Source organism: Ignavibacteriota bacterium (assembly GCA_016212665.1).
Lineage (GTDB): Bacteria > Bacteroidota > Ignavibacteria > UBA10030 > SZUA-254 > FW602-bin19.
The window spans coordinates 18174-39521 of the sequence record JACREZ010000006.1 but is presented as its reverse complement, the minus strand read 5'-3'; the positions used below and the strand labels follow the sequence as shown (position 1 = coordinate 39521).

Sequence of the window (21348 nt, the reverse complement as noted above, 5' to 3'; positions counted from 1 at the left end):
GTTTTTATCTTCATGAATTAGTACAATGCAAATAAAAAGGAATTCCATTGCCAAGAGTAAGCGAATTTTTCGGCGTAATAATTACGATGTATTTCAATGACCATGGACCGCCGCATTTTCATGCACGATATGGTGATGATGAAGCGAAGATTTCGATTGAACGATTGGAAGTCGTGAAAGGTAAACTACCAAGAAGGGCGTTATCGCTTGTTCTTGAGTGGGCTTTTGAACACAGAAACGAATTGTTGAGAAACTGGAATGTAGTTCAGAGTGGAAATCCTGCAACACCCATTAAACCTCTTAGATAAAATTGAAATTATGATTCGCATACAAAATGTAAAGGTTCTTAGTAACTATCGCGTTGAATTAGAATTGACCAACGGAAGAAAAAAAACTATTGACCTTGAACCATTCTTACACGGACCTATATTTGAGGAGATAAAAAATAATCCCAAGTACTTTCGCACTGTCAGAGTAGATAAAGAGTTAGGCACAATTGTCTGGGAAAACGGCGCGGATATTGACCCTGATGTACTGATTGAAGATTTAACTCCTGCATGGATGGAGAACAATTATGCTTATCGAAAAACTTCGGCAAAAGCAGTTGCAGTTATGGAAGGGAAGAGGAAGTATTCTGTTAAGAAAAAGAAATGAGTTGCAGTTGTTTCTGTGTTAGTAAATTCTTACACAGCGAAAAATAATGCAATGATATGAATTCGATAGTTCTTACAATTCTTTCCCTGTATATGTCTTTTGCAACGTCAACATCAATTCTTCAAACCTGTATCCCACCTTCTCCGCCTGATCTCTTACAACAGTAGTTTCTTCAAACAATGTTTGCAATACTTCTTTGGGGGGAGAAGAAGCTTCTTTCTGAGCAATCAAGGTCACTGCTTCTGTAATCATCAACCAATCCAGTAATTCCTCAAATTTTTCTTTACTAAAGTACAACTCATCCTGCCATTGATTGATGCCAATGAATTGCTCGGCGAGAGGTTCATCGAATAATTTTGTGAGTCGCGTGGTGAACGATGGTTCTTGTTTCTTCGAGAACGCGACGAGCAATTTTACAAGTTCGCACTCTCTGAATGAGTTTTGTGTTTCAAGTTTAGAAAATGCCTGCGTGAAGATTCGCTCCATTTTCCAATCATTGATGATGTCAGATTCGGTTGCGCGTAGCGAGGTAAGATGATGCAGGCACATCCAACTGATTCCGACATGCCAACCGCGATGTTCCGCTTCGCCCGAAGTTGCAAGGCGTTGTTTGACTGATGCTTTCAAGGTCTCAGGAACTACCGATTTCTTTGAAGGTTTTGTTTCGTCGAACGTCAGTTCCAGCAACGAAGCATACATTGAATCCAACAGTTCGAGCCGATTTTCTTTTTGAGTGAATTTTCTGTCAAACGTTCTTGCTACGTTGAGCATCTCATTGAAATTGTTTTGTAACAGTCTGAGCGATTTAACAGATGCCTTACGTTTTTTCCTTCCAACGTGTAACGTCGCAAGCGTTTGTTCCGTCAACAAATTTTTGATGAGGTGATGGAGCGGTTCAAGTCGGAGATGCGCCAACTCTTCTTCGATAGATGGAACGCCGTTCCCGTTCAATCGTTCTGCAAGTTGATGATACGGCTTTTCCTCTGATGCAAAATCTTCTTTGAAATTCAGGAAGACATGAACTTTGAATCCATCCAGACGGAATGAAATGCCTTGCTCATACATTTCTCTTGTGGGACGAAGATATTCAAACTTCGATATTTCATCTTTGAGGATGATGAACGAATCGGGATTGAATGAAAGTTGAAGCGCGTCGGTGAGATTTGTTTGCTTCATTGTTCCGTCCACAAGTTGCGGGGCGGCAGTGATGCTTACTGTTCCGCTTGCACGTTCGTACGCGTTGTTGTAAATAACTAACGCACGCTCGTTTCCGAAACGATTGCTGAAGACAAACACATCATCATTCAGCGAACCATCATCATTGAAGAAATCGAACAACTGAAAATTCTCCACCTCGGCAAAGAGGTAACGCTTTTTCAAAAGCGGGAAAATTTCCTGTTCATGCCGCCAGATAAGATGCCCGTCAGGGAATTCGTCGTGATACGCGCGGCGATATTCCATTCCGTACTTTTCCGTGAAGCCCTCGATTTGCCCGTGACCGAACATCGGCAAGCCGGGGAGCGTAATCATCATGATGCAGACGCCGAAATATTTGTCGTGACTTCCGAATTGTGCAATCGCTGTCTCCTCGTCGGGATTGCTCATGAAGTTGACATGCCGCTTCAAAATCTGCGGATTGAACTCCATGACATTTTTTATTGACTGCTTGAAGTTCGCGTTCTCTTCTTTCTTCAACATGTGCATGAACGCGCTGTTATAGACGCGGTGCATTCCCAGCGTGCGGACAAAATATCCTTCCATCAACCAGAATGCTTCTGCGAGGAGAAGCGTGTCGGGAACTTCCTGCTGAACGCGGTCAACAACTTCGCGCCAGAACTCGATTGGCATCAACGAATCGAATTGTTCTTTTGTCAAACCGAACATTGCGCGTGAAGGAACTGCTCCGCCCGTTCCCGGTTGCGGAAACCACAATCGTTGGAAATGTTTTTTCGCCAGCACCATCGCCGCGTCAAAACGGATGACAGGAAACATTCTTGCAACGTGAAGAATAGTTTGAATGACTGCTTCACGAACTTCCGCTTTCAGGAAATTCAACTGTGCGGTATCGTTCCACGGCATGTTGGTTCCATCGTTGCCGTGATACATATATTTCACATCTCCCGTAAATCTATCAACGCGCTTGAACACAACTGCGGCATCGCTGCGTCGCCAATAACCGTCTTCAAGAAAAATTCCGACACGAACATTGTGGCTTAAGTCGGGACCGTTGAACGAATAATTCGGATACGGCGGAAAATCCGTTTGCACAAACCAGTCGGGATGATGAATCACCCAATCGGAATCCATTCCCATGTGGTTCGGAACCATGTCGCACGCCAACCGGATGCCGCGATGTTTTGCCCGCTCACGAAGATTCAGATACGCTTTGTAGCCGCCGAGTTCGTCGCTGACGTTGTAGTTTTCCAGTGAATACGCGGAGGCTTCCGCATCAATATTTCCGTGCAGATGTTTGATGCGTTTTGAAGCGGCGCTCCGGTTCCAGATGCCAATCAGCCACAAGCCGGTGATGCCGTACGAGGAAAGCCGGTCGAGTTCTTCATCAGGTATTTCATCGAGCCGCGTGATGGTGCGCGAATATTTTTTGCTGAGTTGATTGAGCCAGACAAATGCATTCTTTGCTATCAAAATGAGGCGCGGCATCCAACTCAAATCGGGAGAAAATTTTTCCGGCTCCGCTTCAACTATTTCTGTTTTGAATTCAGGAACGGGCGGAGATTCCTTCTCCGTAAATCCGGTAGGGAAGAAAGGCGTTTCAATTGTAGGTGTGATGGTTCGTTCCGCTTCTGCCTGTTGCTTGAAGAGAAAATATTTTCCTTCTTCTTTGATGAAATCAATCGCCTGAAGCAAGGAAAAGTTGAATCGAAGTTTCGGAGAGAACGACTGCCAGCGCGACTGAAGAAACGCAAGCTGATCCATGATGGAATCGGGAGAGCGTTTGATTGGTTCGAGCAACAATTGAAACAGCGGCAGTTCTTCGGAAGCGAATGTCGGTTGTTTCTCAAAAAATTGTTCGATGAGTTTGATTGCCTGAACGTAGGAACTTTGGTTTGCTATTTCAGAATCATCAATCAATTCCCGGACAGAACGGAGCGAAGGATTTTGGTTTTGAAGATAAATGAGGAGCAATTCTTCAAGCATGATATGCTTGTTCGACATCGAACCGGAAAACCCGTCGAGATATTCTTTCGGCGTTTGGTGGCTTTGAAAGACCGGAAGGGGTGGGAATACCTTCGTGACTGTTTGAAGAAGTTTGGCAACAGCATCTTCACCAAGATGTGAGGTCAGAAACTGCTCGCACTTCAAGAACACATCGGGGTTCACCTCTTCACGATAGACTTCCAATAATTGGTGAATCGTTTCGTGGAGCAAACCCATCGCATTGATGTGCGCGGGAGTAACAAATGATTGCTCTTCTGTTCTTGCTTGATTGATTTGTTCGGCGAAGGATTGTGCCGCCTGAAAATTTGCAAAGACAACATTGCCGCGAGTTGAAAAGAACGAATCGGCAAACGCGAACTTGACTCGTGCCGCGCGGTTGATATGAAATTCAAAGAGTGGTTTCATGCGTGTCAAAAGTAAGGAATGTTGACTGACAAAACAAGAAGAATTAACGGATGTATGGAGTTCGGGAGTAATGGAGTATTGGAGTATAAAGACGGACCAACTCTTTCATTCCATAACTCCACGCTCCATTACTCCATTGTTCCACCAATCCGGTTTTCCATACGCCAGTACGGATTGTTGGCAATAACAAGCGGCTCTGTTGGCACACCGGAAGGGAGCGTAGAGCATGACGAACAATGGCGGTGTGCGTCTGAATGAGTTTTGGGGCTTGACCAATGCCTTGGTCGGTACGCCGGTAGGGTTGGTTGGACATGACCGGTGCCTTCGGCGTACGCCGGAAGGGTTGGTCGGGCATAACTAGTGCCTTCGGCGTACGCCGGTAGGGCTGGTTGGGCATAACTAGTGCCTTCGGCGTGCGCCGGTAGGGCTGGTTGGGCATGACCAGTGCCTTCGGCGTACGCCGGAGGCATTGGTTGGAACCAACGAAGGCATCCGGCGTAGAACGAAATAGCTAAAACGTGCTATTTTAATCGTTTTATTGATTTTCCGGGCTGTGGTTCTCCTATACTTGGGTGTAATATTCCATTTGTGACACAAACGTTCAGGTCATGGTCTGTGACCTCCTATCAAAAAGGAGTGATGGAGTATAGGAGTAATAACTACTGCCGGGGAAATGGAGTATGGGGGAATTAAATGAAGGAGTTGGCTTGTCTTTTTACTCCATCACTCCAAAACTCCAAAACTCCATTACTCCAATATTCCACCGCTCCGATTTTCCGAAAAATATTTCTGAAAAAACCTGCTGATCTATTGATTTTCCAAAAATAAAACAGTAAATTTCTCCGTAATTGTATGCCGACTTCTATGGTGAGTTTGGATGTACATCGTAGCGGTGGCAGAGTAAAAAAACAAAATCAATAAAGGAGTACGTTATGAAACGTCGCAGGTTATTTTTCTCGTTGGCATCATTAGTTATTTTTGTTCTTACACTCTCATACGCCGGAAAAGAAATTGGTGTGCAACCTTCTTCCGGTATCGGGAATGGTCAGAAGAAGAGATTGACAAAAACTACTCTTCCTCAAAAGTTGACCGACTCGGATGTATCTGAGTTTCATCTCAACAAAGCCAGGAGTTCCGCCCGAACAGTGAATGCGGATGTGATGAAGTACGCGCACGTCACTCCACAGAAAGATGTTTCCGCTACGACGCCGCTTGCAGGCACGTATCAAATCCCCGGAGATTTTCCCAACATCAGCGCTGCGATTGCCGTTCTCAATTATGTCGGTGTTTCCGATGACGTTACGTTTGAACTTACTGCTTCGTCGTACATTGAGTTTGCCGGAATTGTTATCGGTTCGTATGCAGGGAATGATGACTTCACCGTAACCATTCAACCTGCACCATCAACAGCAGTCACAATCAATTTTTATTCTTCCGCGACGAACGGAAAAGGATTTGCATTTTCCCACGCGAAAAATTTTACCATTGATGGTTTGAATTCCGGCGGCGCGAGTCTCATGGTACAATGGGATGCTACGCAACCCTTTCCGTTATCAGACGGATTTGGTGCGACGGTGTACATCACCAACGCATGTGAAAATATCGCGGTGAAGAATGCTCACATCAAAGGTCACGTCAATAATGTTGTGTGGGCAAATCAGACGGAAGGAAGATCCGGAGTGTTTGTGTTTACGTCGGATTCTGACCCGTACGAAAGTTACGGACTCACATTCGATGGATGCACAATTACCGGTGCAACATACGGAATGAAGTTTTTGAATGGTGAGATGAACCTTTCTGCAGGAGATGTTACAATTTCACATTGCCGTATCGGTGGCGCGTTCGGTGACCCGGTTGTTATCGGTATTTTGGCGACGTTTACATATTATGTGGATTTTCATGACAATGTTATTGATGGCACAACATTCCTGCAGTGGTATTGGAACAATACATATTCGGAGTACGATGATGAATATGTGTTTAGTTGGGGTACACCATTCTTACACGGTTATGGACAGGCGACCGGAATGCACTGGCTGTTGGTTGATGCCGGAACATTTTCAAATAACATTATCCGGAATGTTGGAACCGATGCAAATGCAGGAGAAGGGATTCTGACGTATGGCACAAGAATTTATTCATTCAATCTTGGATTGAATATCGGCGCGAAAGTATTCAATAATCTTATGTATGGGCTTTCAAATCCAGGTGGATCAGGGAGCCAGATTACAGGAATTCGTGGTCCTGCGGGATATGTCAATCACAACTCAGTTCGCTTAACCGGAGTTTCGGATGCTTCGATGTATTCAACATGTATCTATGGTGCTACCTCTGCATATAACAACGCGTTCTCCAACGAAATGACAGGAGGGGATTCGTCGAAGACTCGCGGGATAACCAGAACCGGAACATTTGATAACAATGCAATTTACTCGACCGGATATTATGTCGAAGGGTACGCAACGGTTGCCGGTGTGCTTAATGCAGGAATTAATCCGAACGGACTTTTCGGTCCAATCAATTTTAACAGCGACCTGACTGTTTCAACCGGACCTTCGACCGCTGAAGATATTGGAAAACCCGGACTTGTCACTGATGACTTTGGTGGAACTCCCCGCGACTCAACACCCGATGCAGGCGCATACGAATTTATCAGCACGATGCCGTTGATGCCGATTGATATTGGTCCCGTTTCCCTTCAGACAGGATATGCAGGGACTCTTATTCCTCTGGGAGTGACGGTTACTCCGAAATCGCTTATCAAGAATTTTTCCAATCAGGCAGTAGGTTCATTCACTGTCTCGTTGACATGTACTGATGGTTATTCAAATGTAAAAACAGTTTCAGGTATTCCGGCACATTCCTCAGTTACCGTAACATTTGATAACTGGATTTCTTCAACACAAGGAAGTGTAACACTTAATGTCACAACAAATCTAAGCGATATTGATAATTCAAATAATACTACATTTAAGACTTTCACAGTCATTCCGGGTGACCCGTTAACAGCGGATAGAGTATTCACTTGGGATGCAAGTGACGAAGGCTGGACTCGGACAGGGGATTGGGTACGCAACAACACATTCACAAAACTCGATGGACCGTACTCCGGCTCTTCGATGGTAACGGAACGACCGAATAGAATCTCAACTTATACAGAAGGCGCGTATGCAAGTACACAAGGATATTCAACAAATTATCCGGGTGCAAATATTTTGACCTCGCCGTGGCTTAACCTTACGAACATTGGAGCAGGGACAGATTTATATATTTCATTTTTCCATTCGATGAGAACAGAGTGGAACTGGGATAGAAGTTTTGTGCAGTACACAACAGATGGAATTACGTGGAAACATGTCGGAGTATTAAACGATCCGAATGGTCTGAATTGGTACGATGAATCTCTCTATCATTATGCGCGATACACCCAAATGTGTGATTTTCCACCCTGTTATGTAGGTCCGGATAGTTTCTTTATAGGTGATCCAGATGATTGGCCTTCTTGGACTTCGAATGAAGATGAACTAACTCCTGAAGGTTGGGTATTTTGTCAATTGAAAATGACCGATGCAAATTACCCGGGTGTAACCCGCTCATCTCATGTACAATTCCGGTATGTTGCATTTTCAGATGCAGTGTATGCGCCTGACCCGGGCGGCTGGGCGATTGATAATTTTGCAATTAGTGCCAACCCATGTGCGTGCCAAGGTGGGAGTATATCGGGAGAACTGTTTCAGGATTTTGATGGTAACGGATTACATGATGGTACTGACACAACGATGGAAGGTGTAACTGTTAATTTGTATCGGTATGGTGAGCAAATTGCACAAATAACAACTGATAATAATGGCATGTATCTTTTCGGAATTGAAGTAGTAAACATCCCTGGAACGTATGAAATTGAAGTAGTCCTTCCAGATTACGGATTTACTACTCCGGAAGATGCTGCAACTACAGGAAAATTTACTTTAAATAATAATGCAGACTTTGACGACGACGTTGTAAACTTCGGTGCTTTCTTTGGCTCTGTGAGTGGTAAAAAATTTAATGATGTGAACGGCAACGGAATTGATGATAGTGAACCCGGATATTCTGGCTGGACAATTCAAGTTCACAAAGATTCATGCAACGGAGAAGTCATCGGTTCAGCAACAACAGATGCAAATGGAAATTATTTGATTGGCTTACCTCCCGGCACTTACTACATCTCTGAAGTTTTGCAAGACGGATATAAAGCGACAACTTCTACCTGTGAGATGATTACTATTTCTGTGGGTTCGCCGACGGCGATTGTAAACTTTGGGAATTTCAAGTTTGGTATTATCAAATACGAAGCGTTGAATTATTTTGATTGTGATATTTGTACTGATTATTCTTTACCCGCGGGCGTGTTTGTAAATTTTGAGGTTTATAAAAACGGAGTGCGGATTGATTCCTCTACGATTGGGAGCGGAACTGCTTCAAAATCATATTGGGATTTGGATGTCGGACAATATGTGTTTAAGCAAATTAATGTCCCGAACGGTTGGATTGTCTCGAACGGACTCGAACCTGACACGGTTAGTATTGCAACGAGCGGACAAAACGTTACAATAACTCAACTCCTTTTCAAGAAACCGAAAGTGAACGGCTATGTTTTTGAGGATATTGATGGTGACGGAGTAAAAGATGTCGGCGAGCCGCCGCTTCAAGGTTGGACAATTAACATAAGCGGGAACGGTGGCGGAACATTTATCTCCGATTCGAATGGATTCTATGAAACGTATGTCGAAGGCGGAAGTCATACAATAAGTGAAGTTCTTCAATCGGGATGGTCATTCACTCTGCCTGCTGATTCAGGAATCTATACGTTCGAAGCAGTTTCAGGCACTGTTCCGGGCGCGGATAAAACCAATAAGAATTTTGGCAACTTCAAGAAATACAATGTCAGCGGAACAGTCTTCCGCGATTACAACGGCAATGGAGTACAAGACGCATCGGATGAAGCGATGAGTGGTGTAGAACTTACTTTGTCTGATTCCGGCAGTACGCCTCAATTCAGTTCAGGCGATGGCTCGTTTGCATTTTCCTCGATTGGTCCCGCAAATCATACACTCACTGTCATTCCACCAGCAGGATTTGTTGTCCGCTCTCCTATGAGTGGAAACCACGCCGTTACCTCAACAAGCGGAATGGATGTTTCGGGAAAGAACTTCGCCCTGTTCCAAATCTCGGACAGCACGAATACGTATCGTACCTTCACAGCAGACTCGTTGAGAGCATGGGCAACATTGAAGGCAGTCGCACGAACGAAGACAAATCAACAAATGCCGAACATTCAAAACATGTACAATGAATTGTACATTCAAGCAAAAGCGGCAGGTAGTGCAACGGGAATTATTGTCGGTGAAGCGAATGTCCCGTTATCTGTCGGTTCACCGAAAACGAAAGGCTACATTCTCCCGTTCAAAGGAAGCGACATCAATGCTACACTGTATGATAAGAAAGTTCCGAACGTTCACACGGGAATACCGCGTGGTCTTGATTTCTTCAAAGGAAATGAAAAGCGCATTACCAAGTTGAATAAAATTCTTCCGCCATCAAAACATGATAACGAATTGGTTGCGAACATGCTGGCGCTTGCCATCAATGTTGCGGCGAGCGAGTGGAATAAAACACCTCAGGGATTTGCAGACCTTCTCTTCGATGATGGTGAAGATGACAGTTGGTGCGGATTAACAACAGCGGCAATTGTCGAGCAAGGTGGAAGAATCATGACGAACTGGGAAGGTCATACATCGGCTGAGTTTAATCGGTTGAATGAAGTTTGCAGGAAAATCAATGAAGAATGTTCTGGTGCGCTTGATACAATCCGATTCCTTGATAGTCTTAAGTTGAAATGGGCTGGCGTAAGAAGTATTCATACAAGTTCAATTCTCCGGGCAAACCCATCTCCGCAACCGCGTGTAAAACATCCATGGGTTGATAATCTAACGCCGGAACAGTTCGCTCTTTCACAAAACTATCCGAACCCATTCAACCCGTCAACAACATTCCGGTTCGAACTTGTTCAACCATCAGTTGTCACGTTGAAAATCTACAACATGCTGGGGCAGGAAGTCGCAACAGTGATTGATGCGGAAGATTATTCGGACGGAGTTTGGGATGTTCAGTTCGATGCAAGCAGTCTTACTTCCGGCGTATATTTTTACCGGTTGACTTCATTAGTAGTTGATGAAGAGACCGGAGTACTCTCGACTATCAACCAGACGAAGAAGATGCTTCTGACCAAGTGATTTCAATGTAGGGTGGAGGTAATTACATGGAGTATAATGTGGTGTCAGGTTTCTTCCCTGCACCACATTTTCTTTTCTCCGGATGTCACTTTTTCATTGCTTTCGCCTCTCTATTTTATTATATTTAACGCCGTAAGCCTAAAATATTGCTTGAAATCAACAACCTTCATCATTAGCTCTGATTAATACCATCGAGGTTTCATCCATAATACGATACCCGTGTAGGATTTTTTCTACCGTTTTGCTGATTTTCAGCCTTTCCTGCACAATTTTCCCGCAAATCAAGTTTCTTGAGAATGGACAGCCATCTCCAAAAGGAAGCAGTGCCGCGGCATTTTTTGATTCGCCAAACCGCGTCAAAATTGACTTATCCGGTCAGTGGCGTTACTCACTTGACGGAACCGAATGGTCGGAGACAATGATTCCCAGTGCATACGATGCTATCCACAAAGTTACATTTGAGCGTAACTTCGAAATCAAATCTTCGATGCTGGATGCTTACACGTTTCAGTTGGTGGCGTTCGGCATTAATTATCAAAGCGAAGTAACGATGAACGGAACGCTCATCGGTCGGCATTTGGGTGGCTACTCTTCGTTCGTCGTCCCGATTCCCTCGAACGTGTTACAGGCGGGGAGCGAAAATGTTATTTCAATTTCGGTTGATAATGAACTGACACCGAAGACAACATTGCCGCTTCGACAGCAAGTCGGCGGGTGGCGTTCGTACGGAGGAATTACCCGCGACCTGTTCATCATAGCAACTCCGAAGTTGTTTATTGATGAGGCAGAAATCAACTATATCATTTCACAGGATGGACGCGTAGCGACGTTACAAATCAAACCGGAAATTCTTGACAGAGGATTTTCTGAAAGCGAACAATCGAGCGGAACTGGATTTGTTGTTGAAGCATATCATGCGGGAACGGATTCACTTGCGGGACGCAGTCAAGTTGTGCCGTTGAATTTTCAGAAGAACAAACCGTACATCATCGAAACACAACTAACGTTGAACGAGCCGAAACTTTGGTCGCCGGAGTTTCCCGATTTGTATGTGGTGAAATGTAAAATCATTCATGATGTTGCCGGTGTACCGGAGACGATTGACGAGTTCACAACAGAAGTGGGACTTCGACAGTTCACATGGAAAGCGGGAGAGTTGTACATCAACAACAATCAGACAACGCTGAAAGGAATTTTCTATCACGAAGACCATCCGTCGTACGGTTCTGCGCTCACATACGATGTCATGAAACGGGACATTGTCAGTATCAAGTCGCTCGGAGCGAATCTTGTCCGGTTTCCATATCCGCCGCATCCGTATCTTATCAGACTGTGCGACCAATACGGTTTGCTTGTGATGGAAGATATTCCGTTGGTTGGAGTCCCGAATGAAATTTTGCTGAAAGATTATTTTCAGGAAATCGCGGTCACCTATTTGAAGGAGATGGTCGCACGGGATAAACAACACGCGTCGTTGCTCGCGTGGGGAATCGGAGATGATTTTGAAATAGAAGCGGGCGGCAAGTGTGAGTATGTAAGCACAGCAAGAAGTATCATCAAATCGTTGGATGACCGACCGGTTTATTTTGCAAGCCGGAAAGTGAACGAACCCTGTTTTGAATTTGTCGATATCATTGCCGTGAATGGGTATGAAACCGAACCTGAACTATTACGGAACGTTTTGAATCAATATCGTTCTGCAAGTACGAACAAACCAATTGTGTTAGCGCGTTACGGAAAAACAATCGAGAAGGGAAACCGGAACGGCTACAGCGACCCTCGTTCACTCGAAGCACAAGGTCATTACATCAAACAATGTGTGGAACTCATCAAGCAGGTGAAGATTGCAGGTGGAATTCTGTGGTCATATTCGGATTGGCGCGGTGACCGACCTGCGCTGACAACATATTCTTCCGACCCGTACATGCAGACGATGGGAATTGTCAGTTATGAACGGGAAAAGCGGGTTGCGTTCGATGTTGTCCGTTCGTTATACAGCGGAGATAAAGTGCAGGCGCTTTCGTTCGGGAAGTTCTCTCCGAGCGCGCCGATTATTTATGTCGTTGCCGGACTGATTGTGTTGATTAGTTTCGCGTTTTTCTATAATGGCAACCGCCGCTTCAGGGAAAGCGTGAACAGGGCATTGATGCGGAGTTATAATTTCTTTGCCGATATTCGCGACCAACGTGTTGTCGCGTGGACTCATTCAATTGTGTTGGTGCTTGTCTATTCGGTGACGTGGTCAATCATACTTTCGAGCGTGTTTACTCATTACCGCGAAAGTATTTTGCTCGATAACATGCTCAGCCAATTCCTGAATGACACAATCAAAGAATGGTTTGTGCGGCTTGTGTGGATGCCATCGAAATTCATTCTCATGATTTCGCTTCTCATCGCAGTGAAGATTGTCCTGCTTGCTGTGTTCGTGAGGGCATGTGCTGTTACTGTTCGGGCGCACGTACATTTTTATCACGCGTTTTCTGTGACAATGTGGTCCATGTTGCCATACATCGTTCTCATCCCGATTGCAATGATATTGTACCGGTTGATGGAAAGTCCGACGTATGTTTACGCTGTCGTTGCAATTATTTTTTTAATTTCGGTTTGGGTGTTTCTCCGTTTGCTCAAAGGCATTTCCATCATTTATGATGTAAAGCCGATGAAGGTCTATAGCGGCGGTGTTTTGCTTCTCATCCTTTGTGTCTTCGCTGTGTATGCCTATTTCGATTACACGCAATCAACTTCGATTTATTTGAAATATCTTCTTCAGTCAATGAACGTGACGTACTGAGATGTATTTATCAAGTTTAGAAGTCATAGGATTCAAATCGTTTGCGCAACGCGTTGACCTGAAATTCGATTCGGGTGTGACCGCAATTGTGGGACCGAACGGTTGCGGCAAGACGAATATCGTTGATGCGCTTCGTTGGGTGTTGGGCGAACAGAAATACAGTACGCTCCGAAGCGATAAAATGGAAGACGTCATTTTCAATGGAACGAGAAATCGCCGTGCGCTTGGGATGGCTGAGGTTTCGCTCATCATCGAAAACACAAAAGGAATTCTCCCGACCGAATATTTACAGGTAACAATCACTCGCCGCGTTTATCGCTCCGGTGAAAGTGAATATCTGTTGAACAAAGTTCAATGTAGGTTGAAAGACATTCTCGATTTGTTCATGGACACGGGAATGGGACCCGATGCGTATTCAGTCATCGAATTAAAAATGGTCGAGACGATTCTCAGTGAGACGGCTGACGAACGACGGAAATTATTTGAAGAAGCGGCTGGAGTGACAAAGTACAAACATCGCCGCAAAGCCGCGTACAGAAAACTGGATGAAGTCCGGGTTGATTTGTCGCGCGTGAATGACATCGTCAAGGAAGTGCAAAAAACAGTCAACCAACTTGAACGACAGGCGAAGAAAGCGGAACAATTCAACGAAGTTGCCGACCGGTTGAAAGCGGGCGAGATAGAATTGCTTGAACGTCAGTACAGCAATCTCCACAAAAAACTTGAGTACTATACAAGTCAATACGCAGAAGCGAAAGCGCGACGGACACAACTTCAACAAACGTTAAACGGCGAAGAGACGCATGCGGATGAATTACGAGCCGGAATGTTAGAGATTGAGCAACGATTGACCGAAATGAATCGCATGGTCAATCAACAGCGAGACCAACTTCACAAGTTGGAAGAGAGTTTGTCCATCGCGAAAGAGCGGAGAAATTTCCTCAGTTCCAACATCGAGCGGAATGAAAAAGAAAAACTTGACTTGCGTTCGCAACGCGACAAGTTAGAGCAGGAACAATTCGGACTTCAGGCAAAAAACGGACAACTTTCAAAAGAGTTTGAAGAAGCAAAAATCACTCATACGCAGGCGTTGTCTGAGAGAGATTCTGCATCGAAAGAATTTGAAGCGAAGAAAACCGAAGTCCAATCGCTGAACGAGTTACTCCTTCAACTTGCACACGAAATTGTTGAAAAGCGGGGCGAGCATGAACGGCTTCGCACAAAGATTGACAATTCGAAAGGAAGAATTGACCGCTCGCAGGAAGAAATTGAATTGTTCGAGCAGGGAGTCATTCAGCGCGAAGAGTTTGTCACGAAACTGACGATGCAGGACAGAGAACTCCGACGGAATTATATCCAAGCCGAACAGCAATTGCTGGAGAATGAACGCGCACAGGTCGTGTTGAAGCGTGAACTTGAAACGCTTCAGATGAAGTTGATGGAACTTCAGAACGAAATTGATAAGCGGACAGAAAAAATTGCCTTTATGCAAGGTCTGTTTGAGACGTCGGAAAGCGAACTTGAAGGTGCAACCTATTTGCTTCAGCAGGAAGAATGGAAGAAGCGAAATCTTGTCAGCGTGACCGATGTGTTTGAAACGGATGACCGCTACCAACTTGCGCTTGAAACTGCACTCGGCGAGTTGACGAATGTTTTGATTGTCGAACATGAACGGGACGCACTCGAAGCAATGGATACTCTTGTGCGACAGAAACGGGGCAAGGCAACCTTCGTTTGCATGGAACGCGTTCCGACGCTCAATCGTATCAGTAGAGAGGATGAACACAGTTCACTCTTCTATTTGAAAGATGTTGTACGATGTGAAGAACAATATCGCCCGCTTGTTGAACTGTTGTTGGATGGTGTTGCGTTGGTTGATTCTGTCGAGGCGGCGAATGAAGTGTTCTCGCATCATATCGGTTACCGATGCGTTACTCCTTCAGGACAATTGTTGAGCAGCGCCGGAATTGCATTCGGCGGAAGTCAGAAGCCGGAACAGCAATCGTTCTTCGGAAAGAGAACGAAGATTTCTGAAATCGAAAATGAAATTCTTCTCTATCAAAAGGAATTGGAAACCGCCTCGGAAGAATTCAGGACGAAACAGGAACAATTCAACAACACCGACACGAAGGAACTTGCCGCTCAGGTAAAAAACATCGAACGCGAGATGACACAGGTGGAAATGCAGATTGCGCAAGTTGAGTTTGAAAAGAAACATGCGCAGGAAGGAATCAACCGGCATCATCAGGAACAGGAGAGTTTGTTGAATGAAATCTCTGCGTGGCAGGAACAGGTAACGCACGCATCATCCGAGTTGCAGATTCTGGACAGAAAAAAATCCGAGACGGAAGCAACTGCGGCGAAAGCGCAGAACGAATTAGAAGTTGCTGAGAAACAGTTCAAAGAAAAAGCGGGGCGTGCAAGTCAACTTGGAATTAAAGTCGTTACGATGCAAGGCGAGTTGACGAACATCGGAAAAGAAATTGAGCGCGTGACAAAATCGCTCGCGGAAAACCACACGACATTCGTCCGACGGGAAGAAGAAATCGTACGGGCGAAAACGGAAATCAATCAAATAACCGGAACGATTGAAACGCAGACGTTGGAAATCGGGAAGATGCAAAGTGAGTTCGAGGCGAATGAACTCGAGCGGAATGAAATCGAAATCGTTCACACGGGAAAGCGTGAAGAGTTGCATCGCATCGAATTGAAATTGAAAGACGAACGTCGCCTGCACGAGGACGCGGTTTCTTCATCGCATGAGTATGATATGAAGCAGACCGAAGTGCGAGGGAAGATTGAGCATCTGAAACGAAAAGCGGATGAAGAGTTCGAAATGCAACTTGAACTCAAAGATTTCCCCGACATGACGGAAATTGAGATTGCGTTGCTTGAAGATGAAGTGAAAATGTTGAAGGAACGGAAGAAGACGCTCGGCGCGATCAACTTTGAGGCGTTTGCGGAGTTCAATTCGGAAAGCGAACGGCTCACGTTTCTCACTCAACAACGGGACGATTTGATTGAAGCGGAACAGACGTTATTGAAAACGATTGACGAAATCAATACGACGGCACAGAATAAGTTCATCGAAACGTTTACCAAGATTCGGGAAAACTTCATCACGATTTTCAAAGAGTTGTTTGACCCGGGCGACGAGTGCGACCTCCGATTGCAGGAAGATGTTGACCCGCTTGAAGCGAACATCGAAATTATTGCCAAGCCGCGCGGCAAACGCCCGACTTCGATTGATTTGCTCTCCGGCGGAGAGAAAACCTTAACGGCAATCTCGCTTCTGTTTGCAATTTATCTTGTGAAGCCGAGTCCGTTCTGTATTCTTGATGAAGTGGACGCTCCGCTCGACGATTCGAACATTGACCGCTATACTCGGATGATTAAGAAATTTTCCAACAACACGCAGTTCATCGTCGTAACGCACAACAAACGGACGATGGAAGCCGCGCAAGCATTGTACGGTGTGACGATGGAAGAAGAAGGTGTCTCAAAACTTGTTACGGTTCGGTTTAATGAACAGGCAAAAGTTCGTTCGGCGACTGTGGCGAGCGGAGTTGCGTTCGGGTAAGTCTCTGTTGTTTTATAACTCATCCCCCGCCCCTTCTCTTAAAAAAGAGAAGGGGAGCGTTAAAGTCCCTCTCTTTTTAAGAGAGGGATTTACGGTGAGTTAAGATAAAGCATATTTACAATATTATCTTATGCTGAAGTTTTTTATTGATTTCGACGGCACCATCACAAAGCAGGATGTTGGCGATGCGTTGTTTGAAACATTCGGCGGTGAGCAGTGTAAAGAGTTCGTCAGGGAATATCATGAAGAAAAGATTTCAGCCGTCGAATGTTTCAATAAAGAAACTGGCGCATGTGGTGAAGTTGATAAAAATAAACTTGATTACTTTCTTGATTCACAGGAAATTGATGCGACGTTCTTTGAGTTTGTTGAGTATTGCAAGTCGAATAGTTTCGAGTATTACATTTTAAGTGATGGAATGGAATACTACATCAAACGAATTCTTGAGCGTCATTCGCTTGGCGAAGTTCCGGTGTACGCGAACATTCTGCATCTTGAGCCGGTGAACGGAAGTACGAGCGTGATGTTTCGTCCTGAATTTCCATTCACGGATGAAGTGTGTAACCGTTGTGCAAGTTGCAAGCGAAACCATATCCTCACGCTTGCAGGCGATGATGATATCATCGCGTACATCGGCGAAGGATATTCCGACCGATGCCCGGTTCGGTACGCAGATGTTGTGTTTGCGAAAGATGATTTATTAAAATTTTGTCGGCGTGAAGAAATTCCTCATGTGGAATATCAAACATTCGCCGACGTTGTTAAGTATGTTGAAAAGATGATTCATAAAAACGGAAGAACAAAAGTCAAATTAAAGAAACGACGGCTTGCAGAACTTGCAAGACGGGAAGTGTTTGCAGGCGGGTAACGTGGAATTCCGTCAACTGCTCTTTAAGAATCGAAGTTACATCCCGATTCCGTTTCTCATTGTGATGTTAATATTTGCCAAGCCAACACTCGTTTCGTTGATGTATGGATTAGTCTTGGTTATTCTTGGTGAATATTTCCGGTTATGGGGCGTTGCCATTGCCGGAAGTGAAACGCGCACGACCGGTCCTGTCGGCGGGACGTATTTGATTACAACAGGACCATTTGCGTACGTCAGAAATCCGTTATACCTCGGCAACATGCTGATTTATTTTGGTATTGGCACGATGTCATTTGCACTGTTTCCGTGGCTGACAGTCGGAGCGTACATCTATTTTTATTTTCAATATTCACTCATTGTTTCGCTTGAAGAAGAACATCTCTCACAAAAATTCGGTGAAGAGTACGAGCGATATACAAAGTCGGTTCCGAGATTTTTCCCATCGTTGTTTCCATATAAACGGGGAACGAACGAGCAACCGGTACTTGATTGGAAGCGAGGATTCATTTCCGAGAAACGGACGCTTCAGGCAATCGTGTTGCTGACGATTCTCCTTGTTGTACTCTGGCAGGTCAGAGCATAGCGGATGAAAATATTGATTATTGCCGGGGAGGCGTCTGGTGACCTCCACGGCGCAGGTGTCGTCAGCGAGTTGAAACGCCGTCATCCCGATGCAGAAATTTTTGGTATCGGCGGCGACAAAATGCAGAACGCCGGAATGAAACTCATCTATCACATCAATGAAGTTTCTGTGATGGGATTTTGGGAAGTAGTGAAACATCTTCCTGTGATTCGCTCTGTTGAGAAAACGTTGTTGATGATTGCACGGACAAAAAAGCCGGATGTAATTTTGTTGATTGATTATCCCGGCTTCAATCTTCGCTTCGCGGAAAAAGTTCGCAGTGTCGGTTCGAAGATTGTGTATTATATCAGCCCGCAGGTGTGGGCGTGGAATTCCGGTCGTGTGAAAAAAATGAAAGCATTGCTCGACAAGATGCTCGTTGTCTTTTCATTCGAGGAAGAGATTTACCGGAACGAAGGAATTCCGGTTGAGTTTGTCGGACATCCGTTGCTTGAAGTATTAAAAGAGTCGCATAGCAAAAAAGATTTTTGCAAACGATATGGACTTGATGAATCAAAACCAATCATCGGGTTATTTCCCGGAAGCCGTCGGCAGGAGATAGAAAGAATTTTTCCGCCGATGCTCGGAGCGGCAAGAATTTTACATGCCGCAGATGAAGCGCAAACTGTTGTTGGCGTTGCGTCAGTGTTGGATATGGAATACATGAAATCATTTTTGCGTGATGATTTTCCGGTTCAACTCCTGCAACATGCAACGTACGATGCAATGGCGTGTGTAGATGTAGCGCTTGTAACTTCAGGAACAGCGACGCTCGAAACGGCGTACTTTAAGACGCCGATGGTTGTCGTCTATAAAACTTCATGGCTGACCTATTTGATAGGTCGAATGTTGGTGAAAGTGAAAAATATCGGATTGGTGAACATCGTTGCTGGTAAGCAGATTGTCCCTGAGTTGATTCAGGATAAAGTAAAACCGCTCAAACTCGCAGTCGAAGCGGCGGCAATGTTGGAAGATAAAGTACGACGTGAAAGAATTATTCAGGAACTCAGTTTGATTCGGACAAAGTTAGGAACAGCAGGTGCGTCCGGTCGTGTCGCCGATGCAATTAGTACGTTAGCAGGGAACGCCTGAGGACGAAGTGTGTCGAACCTGTTGCGTCCTTTTTCGTGGCTGTATGGATTCATCGTATGGATTCGGAATTGGTGTTACGATGTTGGATTGTTCAAAATCGAACGAGTAACTGTGCCGGTGATTTCAGTTGGAAATATGACAGCCGGCGGAACGGGCAAGACTCCGTTTGTTGAATATCTTGTACGATATTGTTCAAGCAAAGGGAAGAGAGTTGCTGTGTTAAGTCGCGGCTATAAACGGAACAGTCAAGGAACGATAGCAGTCGGTTCCGGTGAAGTATATCGTGGAAATGCAGATTCGCTTGGCGATGAGTTATTTCAGATTGCAAGAAAGTTTCCGAACGCAACGGTTATTGCCGATGAAAAGCGAATTCGTTCTGCAAAACTTGCTGTAAAAAAATATCAGGCAGAAGTAATTCTTCTTGATGATGGATTTCAACATCGCTCACTCGGTCGAAATTTGGATATTGTCATGGTGAGCGGTTCAACTCCATTAGAAAACATTCCATTGCTTCCGGCTGGACTAAGACGTGAACCAATGTCGGGCTTGAAGAGAGCGAATGTCATTGTTGAAAGTGGAACTACGGTACAGTCGCTTTCCGATTTTGATTCGATAATGAAAATCAAAACGGAAGTGAAGGTGAAACATCTGAAGCAAGTATTCAGGAACGGGTTGTTCGAACCGAAGGAAATGCAAGGTAAGACAGTCATTGCAGTCTCGGGAATTGCAAACCCGGAACGATTTCATTCGACATTAGAATCGCTTGGTTTGAACGTCAGAGAATCGTTACGGTTTTCCGACCATCATCGGTTTTCGATTGATGATTTGAAGAAGATTCAGTCATCCTCCGAGAAGGAACAAACAGAATATATCATCACAACAGAAAAAGATGCCGTTCGGTTGTTGGGGATGAAAGAAGCAGAAACCATGTTTCACGAACGGTTGTTGTATGTAGAAATTGAAATGGAAATCAGACAAGGAAAAACAGAGTTTCATACTATGTTGGATTCAATCATAGGTGTTCATTGATGAGAATCGCGGTGACAGATAACATGGGAGCCGAACAAAAATTTTGGCTCTACATAGATTGGCTGAAAAGCGGCGCACCCGATTTGGAGTGGGTGAAATTATCGTATGTTGACGACAATCTTTCGGAGATTAAGAAGTGCGATGGAGTCTTGCTCACCGGCGGCGGTGATGTTGACCCGACATTGTACAGCAATTCAGCCGCTCACCCGAAAGTGTATGGCGTTGACAGATTACGTGACGACTTTGAACGAAAAGTAATTGATGAAACGCTTCGACTGGAAAAACCGTTGCTCGGAATTTGTCGTGGTTTGCAGATTGCGAATGTTCATTTCGGCGGTACGCTCATTCAAGACCTTGAAGAAATCGGGCACATGGAACACTCGACGAAAGAAGGGTACGAACAACGCCATTGGATTGAACTTGCTAACTCAGAAATATTAAGGACTTCAATTGACAGGTTAGTAGGAAATGTAAATTCGTTTCATCATCAGGCGGCAGATAACATCGGAAACGGACTTGCCGTTGCCGCACGTTCCGAGGATGGAATAGTCGAAGCAATCGAATTTGAAGATGCACTTGCAAAGCCGTTCTTCCTGTGCGTTCAATGGCATCCGGAACGAATGAAGGATTCAGACAATCCTTTTTCAAAAAATATTTTAGAGAGATTTTTAACAAGTATCAGAAAAAGTGAAACCGCTAAAGCGGTTTGATAAGTTATTATTTTTTCAAATAACCCCAGACTTAAGTCTGGGGTTAGAGACAAAATAATATTTTCAAAACCGTTTCAACGGTTTTTTGACGGAAGAATTAACAGCAATAAACAAGAAGAATTTTTATTGAACAAAACGAAAA

General features: G+C 44.7%; 12 protein-coding genes. 11 read left to right on the top strand and 1 reads right to left on the bottom strand.

From position 1 onward, the window contains the following. Window positions 1-47: 47 nt before the first annotated feature. Window positions 48-308 (top strand): DUF4160 domain-containing protein, encoded by a 261-nt coding sequence (locus HY960_01980; protein ID MBI5214502.1) that lies wholly within the window; start codon window positions 48-50, stop codon window positions 306-308. A gap of 10 nt (window positions 309-318) precedes the next feature. Further along, the gene (locus tag HY960_01975) at window positions 319-654 is read left to right on the top strand and encodes a DUF2442 domain-containing protein (GenBank protein ID MBI5214501.1); all 336 of its coding nucleotides are present in this window, start codon (window positions 319-321) and stop codon (window positions 652-654) included. A gap of 72 nt (window positions 655-726) precedes the next feature. Here the strand turns inward: HY960_01975 and HY960_01970 are convergent, their stop codons facing one another. Continuing rightward, a complete protein-coding gene (locus HY960_01970; protein ID MBI5214500.1) occupies window positions 727-4239 on the bottom strand; it encodes an alpha-amylase in 3513 nt (1170 codons plus the stop codon). Window positions 4240-4257: 18 nt separating this feature from the next. Here HY960_01970 and HY960_01965 point away from each other — a divergent pair, with 18 nt between their 5' ends. From HY960_01965 to HY960_01925, 9 genes are all read left to right on the top strand, one after another. Beyond that, window positions 4258-4497 carry a hypothetical protein gene (locus tag HY960_01965; protein MBI5214499.1) on the top strand — a complete coding sequence of 80 codons (240 nt, stop codon included), beginning with the start codon at window positions 4258-4260 and terminating at the stop codon, window positions 4495-4497. A gap of 674 nt (window positions 4498-5171) precedes the next feature. Further along, the gene (locus HY960_01960; protein ID MBI5214498.1) at window positions 5172-10514 is read left to right on the top strand and encodes a T9SS type A sorting domain-containing protein; all 5343 of its coding nucleotides are present in this window, start codon (window positions 5172-5174) and stop codon (window positions 10512-10514) included. Between the two features lie 241 nt (window positions 10515-10755). Continuing rightward, complete coding sequence (locus HY960_01955; protein ID MBI5214497.1) at window positions 10756-13305, top strand: hypothetical protein; 2550 nt, start codon at window positions 10756-10758, stop codon at window positions 13303-13305. Window position 13306: 1 nt separating this feature from the next. Further along, the gene (smc, locus tag HY960_01950) at window positions 13307-16885 is read left to right on the top strand and encodes a chromosome segregation protein SMC (protein MBI5214496.1); all 3579 of its coding nucleotides are present in this window, start codon (window positions 13307-13309) and stop codon (window positions 16883-16885) included. A 130-nt stretch (window positions 16886-17015) separates the two neighbouring features. Next, the gene (locus HY960_01945; GenBank protein MBI5214495.1) at window positions 17016-17753 is read left to right on the top strand and encodes an MtnX-like HAD-IB family phosphatase; all 738 of its coding nucleotides are present in this window, start codon (window positions 17016-17018) and stop codon (window positions 17751-17753) included. A 64-nt stretch (window positions 17754-17817) separates the two neighbouring features. Continuing rightward, complete coding sequence (locus HY960_01940; protein ID MBI5214494.1) at window positions 17818-18336, top strand: isoprenylcysteine carboxylmethyltransferase family protein; 519 nt, start codon at window positions 17818-17820, stop codon at window positions 18334-18336. A 3-nt stretch (window positions 18337-18339) separates the two neighbouring features. After that, on the top strand, window positions 18340-19467 hold the full coding sequence (gene lpxB / locus HY960_01935; GenBank protein MBI5214493.1) for a lipid-A-disaccharide synthase: 1128 nt from the start codon (window positions 18340-18342) through the stop codon (window positions 19465-19467). A 9-nt stretch (window positions 19468-19476) separates the two neighbouring features. Then, window positions 19477-20496 (top strand): tetraacyldisaccharide 4'-kinase, encoded by a 1020-nt coding sequence (lpxK, locus tag HY960_01930; protein ID MBI5214492.1) that lies wholly within the window; start codon window positions 19477-19479, stop codon window positions 20494-20496. After that, the gene (locus HY960_01925) at window positions 20493-21206 is read left to right on the top strand and encodes a type 1 glutamine amidotransferase (GenBank protein ID MBI5214491.1); all 714 of its coding nucleotides are present in this window, start codon (window positions 20493-20495) and stop codon (window positions 21204-21206) included. Before lpxK ends, HY960_01925 begins: the two co-directional genes overlap by 4 nt. Window positions 21207-21348: the final 142 nt, after the last annotated feature.

Coding starts and splice junctions, on each gene's coding strand:
- HY960_01965 (MBI5214499.1), top strand. CDS start 4,258: ATGTTGACTGACAAAACAAGAAGAATTAACGGATGTATGGAGTTCGGG.
- HY960_01945 (MBI5214495.1), top strand. CDS start 17,016: ATGCTGAAGTTTTTTATTGATTTCGACGGCACCATCACAAAGCAGGAT.
- HY960_01940 (MBI5214494.1), top strand. CDS start 17,818: ATGTTAATATTTGCCAAGCCAACACTCGTTTCGTTGATGTATGGATTA.
- lpxB (MBI5214493.1), top strand. CDS start 18,340: ATGAAAATATTGATTATTGCCGGGGAGGCGTCTGGTGACCTCCACGGC.
- HY960_01975 (MBI5214501.1), top strand. CDS start 319: ATGATTCGCATACAAAATGTAAAGGTTCTTAGTAACTATCGCGTTGAA.
- HY960_01960 (MBI5214498.1), top strand. CDS start 5,172: ATGAAACGTCGCAGGTTATTTTTCTCGTTGGCATCATTAGTTATTTTT.
- HY960_01970 (MBI5214500.1), bottom strand. CDS start 4,239: ATGAAACCACTCTTTGAATTTCATATCAACCGCGCGGCACGAGTCAAG.
- smc (MBI5214496.1), top strand. CDS start 13,307: ATGTATTTATCAAGTTTAGAAGTCATAGGATTCAAATCGTTTGCGCAA.